Genomic DNA, 16,176 nt, shown 5'->3' with positions numbered 1-16,176 from the left:
GCGGCGTCAGTAGGCGATCGGGCCGTTGGGCTGCGCGTAATGCAGCCGGTCGGGCTCGAAGTGCCCGACGACCTGCACGTCCGATTTGACCTCTTCGCGGTAGCCGAGGCCGAACCGGACCACGTACTGCTTGTAGAGGACCACCAGGGGAGCGGCGGCGAGGGCGGCTTGCATGGCCGCGGAGTTGCCGATCGCGGTGATCGTGTACGGCGGGCTGTAGGTGCGCCCGTTGAGCAGCAGCGTATTGCCCACGCAGCGGGGCACCGAGGTGGCGATGAGCCGTTGGTCTTGCATCTGGATCGCCTCGGCGCCCGCGCTCCACAGCGCGTTGAGCACGGCCTGGATGTCTTGCTGGTGCACCACCAGATCGTCGGGTGACGCGTCGCGCGGGAACCGGCCGTTGGCGTCGCGCTGCGCGTCCTCGAGGGTGACCACCAGGCCCGGGCCGTGCACCGGGTTCATGTCCGCCTGACCGGCGAGCTGCGCTGAGCGCCGCAGCATCGCGGCCAGCGCGGCGTCCGAAGAGCGCCCGTGCGCCGTGTCGATCTTCTTCGCGAGTTCCTCGCGTTCGGCGTTAAGGCGGTTCACCGACGACTGGGTCTCACGGACCAGGTCCACCAGCCGCGGGGCGTCGCTGCCCCGGATCTCAGCGCCGCCGGATACCCCGTGCGTGGCGGCGAGCAGCAATCCCGCCAGCGCGCACACCACCGGGACGCCGAAGCGCCATGGCGACTGGCGCGTCTGGATCATCGAGTCTCCATTTCCTGGTCACCGCCCCAGGTGCGTTAGTCTCGTAGCCAAGCTATGGGTGCAGCTGCCGTGTTCATCGTTGCACCCCGTCCCGCTCACCGTGTCGTTGAGGTAATCCGCGAGGTAATCATGCCCAAGTCCAAGGTCCGCAAGAAGAACGACTTCACCGTCAGCGCGGTCAGCCGCACCCCGGTGAAGGTCAAGGTCGGACCGTCCAGCGTGTGGTTTGTCGCGCTGTTCATCGGCCTCATGCTGATCGGGCTCGTCTGGCTGATGGTGTTTCAGTTAGCCGCCGTCGGATCCCAGGCGCCGACCGCGCTGAACTGGATGGCCCAACTGGGCCCCTGGAACTACGCCATCGCGTTCGCTTTCATGATCACCGGTTTGTTGCTCACGATGCGCTGGCACTGAGCAGCACGACCGACGGAATGAATTCATTTTCGGGCTGATTTGTCGTTGCGCCAGCAACTTTCCGACCACCCAATCACACGCGTGTGATTTATCCCCACTGTTGATAGAGATTGTGGATAACTGCATCGGCAGTGGTGGGAGGGGCTAAGGACCGCATGCAGCAAACTCAATGGGAGCCACACGCGACCGGAATCGCAGGTTGTGGAGCCGCGGGCGTCTTGTTGGCTATCGCCGGTGTGACCCTAATCACAGACCCGCCGGGGCGGGTTCTGGCGGGCGTTGCCGCGGGGGGTCTGCTGTTGTTTGCGGGGATGTCGTGGCGCGCGCGCCCGAAACTGGCAATCACGCCCGACGGCCTGGCGTTGCGCGGCTGGTTCCGGACGCAGCTATTGCAGCAATCCGACATCAAGATCATCCGCATCATCGAGTTCCGCCGTTACGGACGCAAAGTGCGGCTGCTGGAGGTCGAGACCGCCGACGGCGGCCTGGTGCTGTTCTCCCGCTGGGACCTTGGGACCGACCCGCTGGACGTGCTGGACGCGCTCACCGCAGCCGGCTACGCGGGCCGTCCGCAGCCCTGAACGGCCCTCGCGGGCGGGTCCCGGTTACGAGATGGTGATCGACTCGATGACGACCGGCTCGGAGGGGCGGTCGTTGCCGTCGGTGCTCGTCGTGGCGATCGCGTCGACCACCTGCTGGGAGTCCGGGTCGGTCACCTCGCCGAAGATCGTGTGGCGCCGATTCAGGTGCGGCGTCTTGTCGACCGTGATGAAGAACTGCGAGCCGTTGGTGCCCGGCCCCGCGTTCGCCATCGCCAGCAGGTAGGGCTTGTCGAATTGCAGTTCGGGGTGGAACTCGTCGGCGAACTTGTACCCCGGGCCACCGCGGCCCGTGCCGGTCGGGTCGCCGCCCTGGATCATGAAGCCCCGGATCACCCGGTGAAAGACCGCGCCATCGTAGAACGGGCCGGACGAGCCTCCCGATGCGTTCTGGGTCGAGTACTCCTTGGTCCCCTGCGCCAGGCCGACGAAGTTGGCGACTGTCTTGGGCGCGTGGTTTCCGAACAGGGCGACCTTGATGTCGCCGCGGTTGGTGTGGAGCGTGGCGGTAGCAGTCTGAAAGGGGCTGTTAGTCACGGCATGAGAGTCTGCCATTACGCGTGAGCGCGCCCGCACGCGGTGCCACCCATCCGACCCGCCGACGAAACCTCGCGAACGCGCACCCGCGCCGCCGACGTCCCTATGCTGGCAGTCTGTTCAGTATCGGGCCGGCCCGGCGCGCCGGCCTCACGACAGGCGTCACCAGCGGAACAGAAGGGCGGCAGATGAGCGCGAAGACGGAGTCCCGGCTGACCCCCCGGGAGCGACTGGCCCGCGGCCTGACCTACTCGACGAGGGGGCCGGTGGACGTCACCCGCGGAGTCGTCGGCCTCAGCGTCCAGTCGGCGCAGTCGACCGCGGCGCAGCTGCGTCGCCGGTATCGGGAGGGGCGCTTGGCCGCCGACATCGCGGCGGCCCAAGAGGCCCTCGCCCAGGAACTGGCCGCCGCGCAGGAAGTGGTCACCAACCTGCCCCAGGCACTGCAGGAGGCGCGGCGAGCGCAGCGTCGCGGCAAGCGGCCGTTGATCATTGCGGGGGTGGCCGTCGCGGTCCTCGCGGGCGGCGCCGTGGCATTCAGCATCGTCCGGCGCTCGGTGCGGGCGAAGCCTCAGGAGCCGCAGTCGCGCCCGCCCAGTGTCGAGGTACAGCCGCGTCCGTAGGTTCACCGCACGCTGAGGCGCAAGCGTTCGCGGCGCCGAACCAGGATGCTGGGCAACCATTCTCCGACCTCGGCGGCGTCGATCCAGGTGGTGCGCTCGAGCAGCATCCGCAACACGATGTGGGCCTCCAAGCGGGCCAGCGCGGCGCCCACGCAGAAATGCACGCCCTTGCCGAAACTCATGTGGCTCTTGGTCGCGGCGCGGTCGAGCCGGAATTCGTTCGGGGCCTCGAAGTGCGCCGGGTCGCGATTGGCCGCCCCCCACATCAACAGCAGATGTGAGTCGGCCGGCACCGCGACCCCACCGAGCGTGGTGTCGCGCCACACGTGTCGGTAATGGCCCCGGAACGGCGCCTCGAAGCGCAAGGTCTCTTCGATGAAAGCGCTTAGCAATTCCGGCTTTTCGCGGAGTTGCTGTTGGATCGCGGGGCGATCGGTGAGGATCCACGCCGCGCTTCCCAGCAGAGACGCCGTCGACTCGCCGGCCGCGCTGAAGAGGGTCAGCATGATCCCGAGCGCCGGTGTTTGTTCGAGTTCCCCCGAGGCGTAACGAGCCGCGAGGTCGGCGATCAGGCCGTATTCACCGTTGGCGCTTGTCCTTTCGAAACGCTCGAGGACATAGCCGAAGAGTTCCATCGCCGCGGCTCCGGCCTCTGCGAGCTGGGCGGGCGTGACGATCCCGTCAAGCAGCGTGGTGGTGGCGTAGCCGAGGCGGATGAGTTTGTCGACGTCGTCATCGGGGAGACCGAGCAGCTTGCAGACCACCATCATCGGCAGCCGATTGGCGATGCCGCTCATCCATTCGATTTCGCCGTTGCGCAGGTTCTGCTCCCACAGGCGGTCGGCGGTCTGAGCCGCGAATTCCTCGATGATCCGGACGCGCTTGGCCGACAAGTGTGGCAACAAGATCTTTCGGTGCATCGCATGCACGGGGTCGTCCGCGGTGGCCAATGCGTGCATCGAATCCCCGGGCGGTCCCATGTCGAGCGGAGCGACGGTGCCGTCCTCGTGAAAGACCATGGTCGCCGTGAGGTTCGACGAAAAATCCTCGACCCGCTCGACGGCCTCTTGCACCGCGTCCCAACCGCAGACGGCGTAGAACTCTGAACCGCCGATGCGGTGCACCGGTGCCTCCGCACGCATGCGGTCATACAGCGGGTAGGGATCCTGTATCGCCTCGCTACCGAAGAACCGAATCGCACTGTCCAAGACCGCCACGCGTTTCAGGCTCGACGCGGCCCACCGCGGGGTCAATGGATCGCGCAGAAGTTGAGGAACCCGCGCGACCGTCGCCGAAGGCGCGCGACCAGGGACACCGGTCGCCAGCAGGACGTTTGTGTGAGAAAAATAGACCAATACTTCTCATCCTGCGAGAGCTATTTTCGCATCCCGCAGCGTAGGGGAGCATGGGTGGATGCCACGCGACGACTGGTTGGTGGGCCGTGATCGCCGTAGCGAAGCGGCCGAGCGGATCTATAGCGCCGCGGCCGATCTCATCGCTCGCCGGGGGTATGAAGGTTTCACGATCGAGGCCCTGGCCGCCCGGGTTCACTGCTCACCCGCGACGATCTACCGGCACGCCGGCGGCAAGGCCACCATCCGCGATGCCGTCGTCGCCATCCACGCGGCTCGCATCGTCGACACCACACGGGAAGCCATCAAGGACCTCCGCGGGCCCGATCGTGTCGTCGCCGCCACGATCATCGCGTTAGAACGCCTGCGGTCGGACCCACTGGCCCAGCTCATGCGATCGATCCACGCGGCCCCGGTCAGCGACTGGGTGATCAGCTCGCCGACCGTGACGAGCTTGGCCGCCGAGATGCTCGGCCCCGGCAACCATCATCCGCTGGCCGCACAGTGGCTGATTCGCGTCTTCCTGGGGCTGTGGGCCTGGCCGCTCAAGGATCCGGCCGCCGAACGCGCCTTGGTGGAACGCTTCCTCGGCCCGTCCTACGCGCCGCGGACAGGGATGGCCAATTAGGCGTGCAAAGGGAATCGGCTTGTGGAGCCTAGGGGAATCGAACCCCTGACACCCGCCTTGCAAAGGCGGTGCTCTACCAACTGAGCTAAGGCCCCTCATCGTGACTGGGTGGTTGACCGGGGTCATCCACAGCCACGTGCCAGACCTCGACTCCACGTCGTGACCACGCCACCGCTGCCAATACGGCGATCAGTGCCAGTGGCAGTGCGAGTCGTACGCAACGTCTTGACGGGCACATGGTTGTGGGCCTAGGAGGACTCGAACCTCCGACCTCTTCGTTATCAGCGAAGCGCTCTAACCGCCTGAGCTATAGGCCCGTACTCGCGTACGGCCGAGCGACGAGATTACCGCACTAGCCGCCCGACTCCCAAAAACGCAGCACCAGAGCTAGCCATCAGCTAGTCGCGATCCGCCAGCGTCACTTCGATGCCGCCGATCAGATCGGTGGTCAGGTTGTAGACGAACGCGGCGATGGTCGCCATCGCGGTCAGCAGCACGATGTTTACCAGGCCGATCAAGACGGCGCCGCCGAAAATCGTGCCGCTGGATACCAGTTCGCCGCTGCTGCCGCTGGTGTTGTTCAGCAGGTCGCCGACGTTGCTGTTCAACTTCGACCAGACGCCCATGCCGCCGAGCACGAGGTAGAGGAACGCGACGGCGATCATCCACACGAAGAACAGCGCCACCGACAACAGCAGCGACACCTTCAACGTGCTCCACGGGTCGATCCGGCGGATCTGCATGCTGGCCCGGACGGGTCCTCGCGTCCGCCGTGACACCTGCACGCGGTCGCGGTTCTCCCGGGCTTCCCGGCTTTCCGTGGTCGAAGGCCGGCCGGCTCCCGACGGACTCTCGGACGTCCGCTGTTCGGGTGCGGGCTTGCGGTGCGGGCCGCGCGGTAGCGGGCCGGACAGGTCCGGCAACTCGCTGGCGTAGGCCTCAGCGGGCGATCCTTCGCGGGCCGGTGCCGCGTCGGCGTCTTTCGCATGCGCCGCGGCGCCGGCTCCGGGTGCCGCGGTGCCGGAGATGAAACGGTTCAGCCTCGCCTCGACCCCGCCGGCCGGACCCGATGGTCGCTTCTCGGTCGGAGGCTCGCTCTGGCGAGACGGTGGCTGCTGGGGCCGGGTTCCGCCACGCTGCCACGGCGGTCCGTCCCCGGGCTCCTGGGGACGGCCACCCTGCGCGGACGGCGCCGGGCGCCGCACCCCGGCGCGCTCGGCCGCACCATCCCCGTTGGGAACGTCTCCCTTTTTGGGGGCGCCCGGCTCGTTCGGTGAAGTCACCCCGACTCCTTAGGTCTGCTACCCCGGCCGCGCAGGCGGTGCAGTCGCGTCATGTCTGATCGGGCTGAGTCTAAATGCCCCGGTCCTCCTCGGGCCGCGCCGCGGCCCGCATCGTCATCGGGCTGAGTCTAGTGGTTTTACACCGACTAGCTCTCCGACTCGGCGCCCTCGACCTCCTCGACGGCTTCGTCCGCGTTCGCTTCGGCATTGCGGGCGATGGCCAACAGGGTGTTTTCTTCGCCCAGGTTCATCAGCCGCACACCCTTGGTCTGCCGTCCCGCCTTGCGGACCTGGCCGGCCGCGGTCCGGATGACGCCGCCTCCCGAGGTGATCGCGTACAGCTCGCTGTCCTCGTCGACGATCAACGCGCCGACCAGCCGGCCACGCCGCCGGTCATACATCACCGTCAAGACGCCCTTGCCGCCGCGGCCCTGCACCGGGTACTCCTCGATCGCGGTGCGCTTGGCGTACCCGCCGGAGGTCGCCACCAGCAGGTAGGTGCCCTCACGAACGACGTTGAGCGACAACAGATAATCGTCGGCGTTGAAGCGCATGCCCTGCACGCCGGAGGTGGCGCGCCCCATCGGGCGCAGCGCTTCGTCGGTCGCCGAGAACCTGATGGACTGGCCGTTGGCCGACACCAGCAGCAGGTCCTCGTCGGAGGAGCACAACACCGCGCCGACCAGCTCGTCGTTGTCGCGCAGGTTGATCGCCACGATTCCACCCGACCGGTTGGAATCGAAGTCGGTCAGCTTGGTCTTCTTCACCAGGCCGTTGCGGGTGGCCAGCACCAGGTACGGCGCATCCTCATAGCCGCGGATCTGGATGACCTGGGCGATCCGCTCCTCGGGCTGGAACGCCAGCAGGTTGGCGACGTGCTGACCGCGCGCGGTGCGGGACGCCTCCGGCAGTTCGTAGGCCTTGGCGCGGTAGACCCGGCCCTGCGTGGTGAAGAACAGGATCCAGTCGTGCGTCGAGCACACGAAGAAGTGCCGCACGATGTCGTCCTGCTTGAGCCCGGCGCCCTGGACGCCCTTGCCGCCGCGTTTCTGGCTGCGGTACAGGTCGGTTTTGGTGCGCTTGGCGTAGCCGGTCTCGGTGATGGTGACGACGACGTCCTCGCGAGCGATCAAGTCCTCGTCGTTCACGTCCCCATCGGCGGCGATGATCCGGGTGCGCCGCTCGTCGCCGTGTTTGTCGACGATCTCGGACAGCTCGTCGTGCACGATCCGGCGCTGCCGCTCGGGCTTGGCCAGGATGTCCTCGAGGTCGGCGATCTCGGCTTCGATCTTGGCCAGGTCGTCGATGATGCGCTGGCGCTCCAGGGCGGCCAGGCGGCGTAGCTGCATGTCCAGGATCGCCTGCGCCTGGATTTCGTCGATATCCAGCAGCTCGATCAGCCCGGCCCGTGCGATGTCCACGGTCTCCGACGCGCGGATCAAGGCGATGACCTCGTCGAGCGCGTCGAGCGCTTTGACCAGTCCGCGCAAGATGTGCGCACGTTCGTTGGCCTTGCGCAACCGGTAGGTGGTGCGCCGCACGATGACGTCGAGTTGATGCGCCACGTAGTGGCGAATCATCTGGTCGAGGCGCAGCGTGCGCGGCACCCCGTCGACGATCGACAGCATGTTCGCGCCGAAGCTGGTCTGCAGCTGGGTGTGCTTGTAGAGGTTGTTCAGCACCACTTTGGCGACGGCGTCGCGCTTGATCTCCACGACGATGCGCAAGCCGACCCGGTCGCTGGACTGGTCCTCGATGTTGGAGATGCCGGCCAGCTTGCCGTCGCGGACCTGCTCGGCGATCGAGGTGATGAAGTTGTCGTGGTTCACCTGGTACGGCAGCTCGGTGATGACCAGCGAGGTGCGTCCACGTGAATCCTCTTCCACCTCAACGACTCCGCGCATCCGGATCGAGCCGCGTCCGGTGGTGTACGCGTCGTGGATGCCCTGTGACCCGACGATCAGGCCGTGGGTGGGGAAGTCGGGGCCCTTGACCCGCTCGCAGACCGCGGTGAGGGTGGCCTCTTCGTCGGCCTCGTGATTGTCCAGGCACCAGTAGACGGCCTCGGCCAGCTCGCGCAGGTTGTGCGGCGGGATGTTGGTCGCCATCCCGACCGCGATGCCGCCGGAACCGTTGGCGAGCAGGTTCGGGAACCGGCTGGGCAGGACGGTGGGCTCCTGGACCCGTCCGTCGTAGTTGGGGATGAAATCGACTGTCTCCTCGTCGATTTCACGCAACATTTCCATGGCGAGCGGGGTCAGCCGCGCCTCGGTATATCTCATGGCCGCCGGCGGGTCGTTGCCGGGCGAACCGAAGTTGCCCTGCCCGTCGACCAGGGGATAGCGCAGCGACCAAGGCTGCGCCATCCGCACCAGGGTGTCGTAGATCGAGGCGTCGCCGTGCGGGTGGTAGTTACCCATCGTCTCGGCCACCGACCGCGCCGACTTGGCGTGGCTGCGGTCCGGGCGGAACCCGGAGTCATACATCGCATAGAGCACCCGGCGGTGCACCGGCTTGAGGCCGTCGCGCACCTCGGGCAGCGCGCGGCCGACGATCACGCTCATCGCGTAATCGATGTAGCTGCGCTGCATCTCCTGCTGAATGTCAACCGGCTGGATCCGGTCGACGGAGTCGTCACCTGGCGGCAGCGTGGTGTCAGTCATGTATTCCTCGTTGGTCGGTCAACGGTGGCAGGTCTGCATCGCTCAGCCGTCTTAGACATCTAAGAAGCGAACGTCCTTGGCGTTACGGGTGATAAAGCTGCGGCGCGCGTCGACGTCCTCGCCCATCAGGATCGAGAACAGCTCGTCGGCGGCCGCGGCGTCGTCCAGCGTGACTTGGCGCAACACCCGGACGGTGGGATCCATTGTGGTTTCCCATAATTCCTTCGCATCCATCTCACCGAGGCCCTTGTAGCGCTGAATGCCGTCGTCCTTGTTGATCTTCTTGCCGGCCTTCTGCCCTGCTTCCAACAAGCCGTCGCGCTCGCGGTCGGAGTAGGCGAATTCGGGGTCGCTGCGCTGCCACTTCAGCTTGTACAGCGGCGGTTGCGCCAAGAACACGTGCCCGTTTTCGATCAGGGGCCGCATGAAACGGAAGAGCAGAGTCAACAAGAGCGTCGAGATGTGCTGGCCGTCGACGTCGGCGTCGGCCATCAGCACGATCTTGTGATAGCGCAGCTTGGTGATGTCGAACTCGTCGTGGATGCCGGTGCCCAGGGCGGTGATGATGGCCTGCACCTCGGTGTTCTTCAACACCCGGTCGATGCGGGCCTTCTCGACGTTGATGATCTTGCCGCGCAGCGGCAGGATGGCCTGGAACATCGAGTCGCGGCCGCTCTTCGCCGAGCCGCCGGCCGAATCACCCTCCACCACATACAGTTCCGACTTGCGCGGATCCGTCGAGCGGCAGTCGGCGAGCTTGCCGGGCAGCCCGCCCAGATCGGTGGCGCTCTTGCGACGCACCAACTCTCGCGCCTTGCGCGCGGCGATCCGGGCCTGCGCCGACGACACCGCCTTGTTGACCACCACCTTGGCGTCCGCGGGGTTGGCCTCGAACCAGTGGGTGAGCTGTTCGTTGCAGACCTTCTGCACGAACGACTTCACTTCGGTGTTGCCCAGCTTGGTCTTGGTCTGGCCCTCGAACTGCGGTTCGCTGACCTTGACCGAGATCACCGCGGCCAGGCCTTCGCGAATGTCGTCGCCGGTGAGGTTCGGGTCCTTGTCTTTCAGCAGCTTCTTGTCTTTGGCGTACTTGTTCACCACCGACGTCAGCGCGCTGCGGAAACCCTCTTCGTGGGTGCCGCCCTCGTGGGTGTTGATGGTGTTGGCGAAGGTGTGCACGGATTCCGAGTAGCCGCCGTTCCACTGCATCGCGATCTCGACCTCGTGGCCGGGGCCTTTGCCGTCGAAGTCGATGATGCTCTGCTGGATCGGGCTCTTGGTGCGGTTGATGTGCTTGACGAAGTCGACCAGACCGCCGGGGTAGTGGAAGGTGCGGTGCTTAACCTTATGTGGCGCAGTCGATTCCGCCGCCTTTTCCTGGGCGGACTTGGGTGCGTCGGCGGTGTCGCTGACGACCTCGTCGACAACCTCCTCGTTGCTCACCCGCTCGTCGGTGAGGTTGATGGTCAACCCCTTGTTGAGGAACGCCATTTCCTGCAGCCGGCGCGCCACCGTCTCGAAGTCGTACTCGGTGGTCTCGAAGATGTCGGGGTCGGCCCAGAACCTGATCGTGGTGCCCGTCCGCTTGGTGGCCTCACCCTGTTTGAGCGTTCCGGGTACGGCGTGGTCGTAGAACTGCGACCATTCGTAGCCATCGCGGGCGATGTCCACCTCGAGCCGGGTCGACAGCGCGTTGACCACCGAGACGCCGACGCCGTGCAGGCCACCGCTGACGTTGTAACCGCTGTTCTCACCGCCGAACTTGCCGCCGGCGTGAAGTTGGGTCATCACGACGTCGACGGTGGGGGCGCCGGTCGCGTGCATCGCGACCGGGATGCCGCGCCCGTTGTCGGCGACCTCGACGCTGCCGTCGTCGAGTATCCGCACGTCGACCTTGTTGGCATAGCCGGCCATCGCCTCGTCGACGGAGTTGTCGACCACCTCCCAGATGAGGTGGTGCAGACCACGCTCGCCGGTGGACCCGATGTACATGCCGGGGCGTTTGCGGACGGCTTCGAGGCCTTCGAGCACGGTGATCGCTGAAGCGCCGTAATCGTCTTGCGCCTTCTTCTTCTGGGCAGCCACGGTCGGAATGCTCTCCTTGGGGTTTCATGCGGGCGGTTCCTCATCACCGCAACAGTCGCATGCGGCTAGTCTAGCGTGATCCCCCGTCCGCACCGATTTTCTAGCCGCGTTTCTACCCAGCTAACCGCGCCGTGCGGACGATTTCTTTATTCTGGCCGCGTCCCGACGTGCATCAAGGGTGTCTACGGGATTCTGGCCGATTTGAGCGGCCTGTGGATAAACGTCTGCCCGGGGATCGGGCGGCGCCCCGAACGGCGCTAACCGTAAGTGTCCCGCGGGCCTCTCCCGGCGATGTGGCGCGGCCCCTTGCGCCACGACGGCGCGGCCGGCCCGGTGATCTTCAGCGACGTCACCACCCCGTTGCCGACCGCGGCGGCGATCTTCGCCAACAACTGCGCCTGAATCATCCGCAACTGCGTGGCCCACGCCGTCGATTCCGCGGAGACGCTCAGCACGCCGTCCTTGAGGGCGGTCGGGACGGCGTGGTCGGCGATCTGGTGGCCGACCACCGATGTCCAGTTGCCCAGCACGGTGCCCTCGGCGACTTGCGCGGACCAGCCCCGCTTTTTCGCCAAGTCGCGCGCCAATCTGCCCAGCGGTTGCGGGTCGCGCCCGTCCGGCCCGGGCCCCGACCAGCTTCGCCGCTGGCCCGCCACCCGGCGCGGGGAAGACGACACCGCGCGGCCGCGGCCGGCGTCCTTCCCCTGCGCGCGCGCCGCCGCCCGGGCCTCCTCGAGGGTGCGCCTGACCAAGTCGATCCCGCTCAGCTCGCCCGACGGCCCGCCGGGGCCGGGACCTGGACCCGCGCCCGTGCCGGTCATGCGCGCATCTCCGATACCCGGCCCGAGTCGCCGTCATGCAGGTCGACGTAGACCCGTCGAACGTCCCAGCCCGCCGGGATGTCCTCGACGACCGCGGCGGTGACCAGCACCTGCTCGGCCGATTCGGCCACGGTTGCCAGGGCGCGGCGCCGGGTCGAGTCGAGCTCGGCAAAGACATCGTCGAGCAACAACACGGGGTCGCTTTCGTCGGCGCGCAACAGCTCGTAGGCGGCGAGTCGCAGCGCCAACGCGAACGACCACGATTCCCCATGGCTGGCAAAGCCTTTCGCCGGCTGATCGCCGAGCCACAGCTCCAGGTCGTCCCGGTGCGGACCGACCAAACACATGCCGCGCTCCAACTCCGCACCGCGGCGCTCCGCCAACGCGGCCAACAGAGCGGCCTCGAGGAATTCGCGGTCCCCGCCAGCGATGTCCGCCGCGGCGTCGGCGCCCAGGCTGGAACGGTAGCTGATCGACGCGGCACGTGATCCCGGAGCCAGCAGTTGATAAGCCTTCTCCACCTCGGGCGTCAGCTGGTTCACCAAATCGATACGGGCGGACATCAATTCGGCCCCGTGTTCGGCCAGGCGACTGTCCCAAACCTCGAGCGTGTCCAGCGCACTGTGATCGCCCCGGTACCGCGCGCCAGACAGGGATTTCAACAGCGCGGTCCGCTGCCGCAGCACTTTCTCGTAGTCGGCACGCACCGCCGCCACGGCCGGCCGACGCAGCGTTGCCAGGTCGTCGAGGTAGCGGCGTCGCTCCGACGGGTCGCCGCGCACCAGCGCCAAGTCCTCGGGGGCGAACAACACCGCGCGCAAGACGCCGATGACCTCGCGGGTGCTGCGCACCGGTGAGCGATTCAGCCGCGCCTTGTTCGCCCGCCCCGCGGCGATTTCCAGATCGACGGCGCATTCCCTGCCGTCGTTGACCACGATCGTGGAAACGACCGCCCGGGCGGCACCGGCCCGGATCAACGGCGCGTCAGTTCCCACCCGGTGTGAACCCAGAGTGCTCGAATACCACAGCGCCTCAAGGAGATTCGTCTTCCCGAATCCGTTGGAACCGATGAAGACCGTCCGACCGGGTTGCAATTCGAGGTCGGCGTGTGCCCAGGACCGGAAGTCGCGCAGTCCTAAATGCCGGACGTACACCTAGCCAGGCAACCGGACAGGCATCAACAGGTAGACGTAATCGGTCGGCAGGGCGCTGAACGGTCCCGGCCCGGTCGGGTGGCTGTCGTCGTCCAGCGCCGGGCGCAGCAACGCTGGCTTGCCCGGAGTCGTGAAACCAAACGACACCCGCTCGGAATGCACCGAACCCAGTCCGTCGGTCAAGTAGGTCGGATTGAAGGCGATGGTCAGCGGTTCGCCGGCGAAATCGATCGCCAGGTCTTCTTCGGCCCGGCCGACGTCGTCGGCCCCCGCGGACAGCCGCAGCAATCCATCGCTGAATTCCATCCGCACCTGCGCCCCGCGGTCGGCGACCAGCGCGACCAACTTGATGGCCTCGGTCAACTCCGCCACATCGATCGTCGCGACGGCGGTGTGCTCGGCCGGCAGCAGCTGGCGGAACTTCGGGAATTCCGCATCGAGCAGGCGCGTGGTGCTGCGCTTGCCGTTCCCGCTGATGCCGAGCAACCCGTCCTTTCCAACGCCGGCACCCGCGCCCAACGACAACCGAACCTCAGCGCCGTCGGTGCCGGCCCGGGCGGCTTCGGCCAGCGTCTTGGCCGGCACCAGGACCGCGGCTTCGATGTCTGGCGAGGCCGCCGACCAGGTCAGCTCGCGAACCGCCAACCGGAACCTGTCGGTGGCGGCCAGCACCACCGTGTCGCCCGAAATCTCAACCCGGATCCCGGTCAACATGGGCAACGTGTCGTCCCGCCCGGCCGCGATGGCCACCTGGCTGATCGCCTCGGCGAACAGATCGGCGGGCAGCGTCCCGGTCTCGTCCGGGAGGGCCGGCAGTGTCGGGTAATCCTCGACCGCCATCGTCGGCAACGAGAACCTGGCATTTCCGCAGTTCAGCGCCACCCGGTTGCCGTCGACGTAGAAGTCGATCGGCTTGTTCGGCAACGCCCGAACGATGTCTGACAAGAGCCGTCCGGAGACCAAAACGCTTCCGGGAGAAGCGATTTCGGCTGCGACCTGAGCTTCCGCGGATACCTCGTAATCGAATCCGGAGATCGTCAGGCCGTCATCGGTCCCGGACAGCAGCACGCCGGATAGCACCGGCACCGCGGGTCTGGACGGCAGGTTCTTCGCCACCCACGACACCGCGTCGGCGAAAGACTCCCGCACCAAACGAAACTTCAAGTCGCTGAGGCCAGCCGTTGTCGTCGCCGCGTCCATAGCGTCCCTTCACCTTCAGCGTTTTCGAATCCATTGTGGCTAGCCTCCCCCCGCTAGCACGGGGCTCCGCCACGAGCGCCGGCGACGCAACGCGCCGACGACGACCGTAACGGCAGTCGAAGAACAACCGTAGATCCTCCGGGGCCATCTTGAAAGCTAATCGCGAAGGCCGACAAAACGATCTGACGACGGACTCGGCGAGGGGTGTGCACCGAACGTCCCCAGGCCTGTATTTCCAAGAAGAACCGATGTAGAGATCTCAGTAACAGTATTAAGGCCTGTGCATTCTGGGGACAGCGTCGCCCCGGCCCAGCTAGCGCGACGATCGGGATGTGGATCGTCGCGGTGGCGCCTGTGAGTCAGGTGTTGGTCCGGTGGGGACGAACGACAAGTGTGCACGGAACGCCCGGTACTGCACCGCAGTTTGAATGCTGTGTGCACAGGGCTGCGCACATGCCCTGGGTGTTGCGGATGTGACGGACGCGCGAGAAGTTTCTCGAAAAATTTGCGCGCAGGGGCGCCGAAACCGGGGATTCAGCGCTTGGAGCGCTGCCGGATGCGGGTGGTGAGCTCCTTGACGTGATCAAAAACCTCACGCCGCTCGGCCATTTCGGACAGGATCTTGCGGTGCGCGTACATGACCGTGGTGTGGTCGCGGCCGAAGGCCTGCCCGATCTTGGGCAGCGACAGATCGGTGAGCTCACGGCACAGGTACATCGCGATCTGGCGTGACTGGGCGAGCGCCCGCGTCTTGCCCGGGCCGCGGAGTTCTTCCACGGTGGTGTCGAAGTATTCGGCGGTGGCGGCCATGATGGTGGCCGCACTGATCTGCATGGTGCTGGCGTCGGCGATCAAATCGCGGAGCACGATTTCGGCCAGCGCCTTGTCGATCGGGGTCTTGTTCAGCGAGGCGAAGGCGGTCACCCGGATCAGGGCGCCCTCGAGCTCGCGGATGTTGCGCTCGATGCTGCTGGCGATGAGTTCGAGGACGTCGTCGGGGACCGCGAGCCGCTCCATCTGGGCTTTCTTGCGCAGGATGGCGATCCGGGTTTCCAGCTCCGGGGGCTGCACGTCGGTGATCAGACCCCATTCGAACCGTGTTCGCAGCCGGTCTTCCAGGGTGGCGAGCTGCTTGGGCGGCCGGTCCGAGGAGATGACGATCTGCTTGTTGGCGTTGTGCAGCGTGTTGAAGGTGTGGAAGAACTCTTCCTGGATACCTTCCTTGCCCTCGATGAACTGAATGTCATCGACGAGCAGCACGTCGACATCGCGATAGCTGCGCTTGAAGGCCACCTTGCGGTCGTCGCGCAGCGAGTTGATGAAGTCGTTGGTGAATTCCTCGGTGGAGACGTACTTGACCCGCATCCCCGGGAACAGGCGCTGCGCGTAATTGCCGGCGGCGTGCAGCAAGTGGGTCTTGCCGAGACCGGATTCGCCCCAGATGAACAGGGGGTTGTACGCGCGGGCCGGGGCCTCGGCGATCGCCAGGGCCGCGGCATGGGCGAACCGGTTGGAGGCGCCGATGACGAACGTGTCGAATGTGTAGCGGCGGTTGAGGCTCGTGCCGGCGGCGACGGCGGGGTCGATGGCGTGCGGCCGCTCGGTGAAGTAATTCGGCCAGCCCGGCTGGGCGCCGTCGACGGCCTCGCCGTTTTCGAACGGCTCGTCGGTGTCGAGCGCGGCGTCGTCGCCGGGAATCGAACCGTCGGATCCCGGGAACGGCTCCGCCGGCGGGATCAGGGCGTCCTCGACATCGTCGGGTGGGGGAGCGATGCGGACTCCCAGCTGGATCTGTTGTCCGAGCCGGCGGCTGAGCGCATCGGTGATCGGGGCCCGCAGATGCCGTTCGATCTCGTTTTGCACGAAGCTGCTCGGAACGGACAGCAGGGCAAATCCCTCGACGATCGTCAGCGGCCGGACCAAATTCAGCCACGCCCGTTGCTGCGGGGTGAGGGGAGTGACCAGGGTGGTGCGGTTGGCGGCTACGCCGTCCGCGGTCGGGTCACCGTTGAGCTCGGAAACGACCGCATTCCACACTGTCGTGAAGCCTGAACCGGGGTCATCGGTCAA

Annotated in this window: 14 protein-coding genes and 2 tRNA genes; 4 read left to right on the top strand and 12 right to left on the bottom strand. The window is 66.5% G+C overall.

The annotated features are described in order from the left end of the window. Window positions 1–6: 6 nt before the first annotated feature. Window positions 7–750 carry a DUF881 domain-containing protein gene (locus P6281_RS00080; protein ID WP_009955365.1) on the bottom strand — a complete coding sequence of 248 codons (744 nt, stop codon included), beginning with the start codon at window positions 748–750 and terminating at the stop codon, window positions 7–9. A 129-nt stretch (window positions 751–879) separates the two neighbouring features. Between P6281_RS00080 and crgA the strand changes: the two genes are divergently transcribed. Together crgA and P6281_RS00070 are read left to right on the top strand one after the other, a co-directional pair. Then, on the top strand, window positions 880–1,161 hold the full coding sequence (gene crgA / locus P6281_RS00075; RefSeq protein WP_003872098.1) for a cell division protein CrgA: 282 nt from the start codon (window positions 880–882) through the stop codon (window positions 1,159–1,161). 155 nt (window positions 1,162–1,316) lie between these two features. Further along, entirely contained in the window at window positions 1,317–1,742 is a 426-nt protein-coding gene (locus tag P6281_RS00070) for a PH domain-containing protein (RefSeq protein ID WP_202349552.1), read from the top strand. A 24-nt stretch (window positions 1,743–1,766) separates the two neighbouring features. Here P6281_RS00070 and P6281_RS00065 read toward each other — a convergent pair whose 3' ends face one another. After that, window positions 1,767–2,315: a peptidylprolyl isomerase gene (locus P6281_RS00065; protein ID WP_008262529.1), complete on the bottom strand. Its 549-nt coding sequence runs from the start codon at window positions 2,313–2,315 to the stop codon at window positions 1,767–1,769. A gap of 170 nt (window positions 2,316–2,485) precedes the next feature. Between P6281_RS00065 and cwsA the strand changes: the two genes are divergently transcribed. After that, window positions 2,486–2,920: a cell wall synthesis protein CwsA gene (cwsA, locus tag P6281_RS00060; protein ID WP_008262526.1), complete on the top strand. Its 435-nt coding sequence runs from the start codon at window positions 2,486–2,488 to the stop codon at window positions 2,918–2,920. A 2-nt stretch (window positions 2,921–2,922) separates the two neighbouring features. Here cwsA and P6281_RS00055 read toward each other — a convergent pair whose 3' ends face one another. Continuing rightward, window positions 2,923–4,137, bottom strand: coding sequence for a cytochrome P450 (locus P6281_RS00055; protein ID WP_008262524.1), 1,215 nt, complete (start codon window positions 4,135–4,137; stop codon window positions 2,923–2,925). A 196-nt stretch (window positions 4,138–4,333) separates the two neighbouring features. Between P6281_RS00055 and P6281_RS00050 the strand changes: the two genes are divergently transcribed. Beyond that, window positions 4,334–4,900: a TetR/AcrR family transcriptional regulator gene (locus tag P6281_RS00050; protein ID WP_008262523.1), complete on the top strand. Its 567-nt coding sequence runs from the start codon at window positions 4,334–4,336 to the stop codon at window positions 4,898–4,900. A 22-nt stretch (window positions 4,901–4,922) separates the two neighbouring features. On the opposite strand, the gene P6281_RS00045 is transcribed toward P6281_RS00050, so the two are convergent. From P6281_RS00045 to dnaA, 9 genes are all read right to left on the bottom strand, one after another. Continuing rightward, a tRNA-Ala gene (locus P6281_RS00045) sits at window positions 4,923–4,995 on the bottom strand. Window positions 4,996–5,143: 148 nt separating this feature from the next. After that, window positions 5,144–5,217: transfer RNA gene (locus P6281_RS00040), tRNA-Ile, on the bottom strand. Between the two features lie 81 nt (window positions 5,218–5,298). Then, window positions 5,299–6,183 (bottom strand): DUF3566 domain-containing protein, encoded by an 885-nt coding sequence (locus tag P6281_RS00035; protein WP_008262519.1) that lies wholly within the window; start codon window positions 6,181–6,183, stop codon window positions 5,299–5,301. Window positions 6,184–6,329: 146 nt separating this feature from the next. Continuing rightward, window positions 6,330–8,846, bottom strand: coding sequence for a DNA gyrase subunit A (gyrA, locus tag P6281_RS00030; RefSeq protein WP_008262517.1), 2,517 nt, complete (start codon window positions 8,844–8,846; stop codon window positions 6,330–6,332). A gap of 51 nt (window positions 8,847–8,897) precedes the next feature. Continuing rightward, a complete protein-coding gene (gyrB, locus tag P6281_RS00025) occupies window positions 8,898–10,931 on the bottom strand; it encodes a DNA topoisomerase (ATP-hydrolyzing) subunit B (RefSeq protein WP_009954877.1) in 2,034 nt (677 codons plus the stop codon). Window positions 10,932–11,188: 257 nt separating this feature from the next. After that, window positions 11,189–11,752: a DUF721 family protein gene (locus tag P6281_RS00020; protein WP_014940902.1), complete on the bottom strand. Its 564-nt coding sequence runs from the start codon at window positions 11,750–11,752 to the stop codon at window positions 11,189–11,191. Continuing rightward, the gene (gene recF / locus P6281_RS00015; RefSeq protein ID WP_038534615.1) at window positions 11,749–12,906 is read right to left on the bottom strand and encodes a DNA replication/repair protein RecF; all 1,158 of its coding nucleotides are present in this window, start codon (window positions 12,904–12,906) and stop codon (window positions 11,749–11,751) included. The genes P6281_RS00020 and recF overlap by 4 nt, the downstream gene beginning before the upstream one ends. Next, window positions 12,907–14,106 (bottom strand): DNA polymerase III subunit beta, encoded by a 1,200-nt coding sequence (dnaN, locus tag P6281_RS00010; protein WP_201408873.1) that lies wholly within the window; start codon window positions 14,104–14,106, stop codon window positions 12,907–12,909. A 534-nt stretch (window positions 14,107–14,640) separates the two neighbouring features. Continuing rightward, window positions 14,641–16,176: a chromosomal replication initiator protein DnaA gene (gene dnaA / locus P6281_RS00005; protein ID WP_324738560.1), complete on the bottom strand. Its 1,536-nt coding sequence runs from the start codon at window positions 16,174–16,176 to the stop codon at window positions 14,641–14,643.

It is taken from the genome of Mycobacterium sp. 5-140-3-2, assembly GCF_035666375.1.
GTDB classification, from domain to species: domain Bacteria; phylum Actinomycetota; class Actinomycetes; order Mycobacteriales; family Mycobacteriaceae; genus Mycobacterium; species Mycobacterium intracellulare.
Note: the sequence above shows the minus strand (reverse complement) of the source record. Positions and strands in the feature narration are given on the sequence as shown.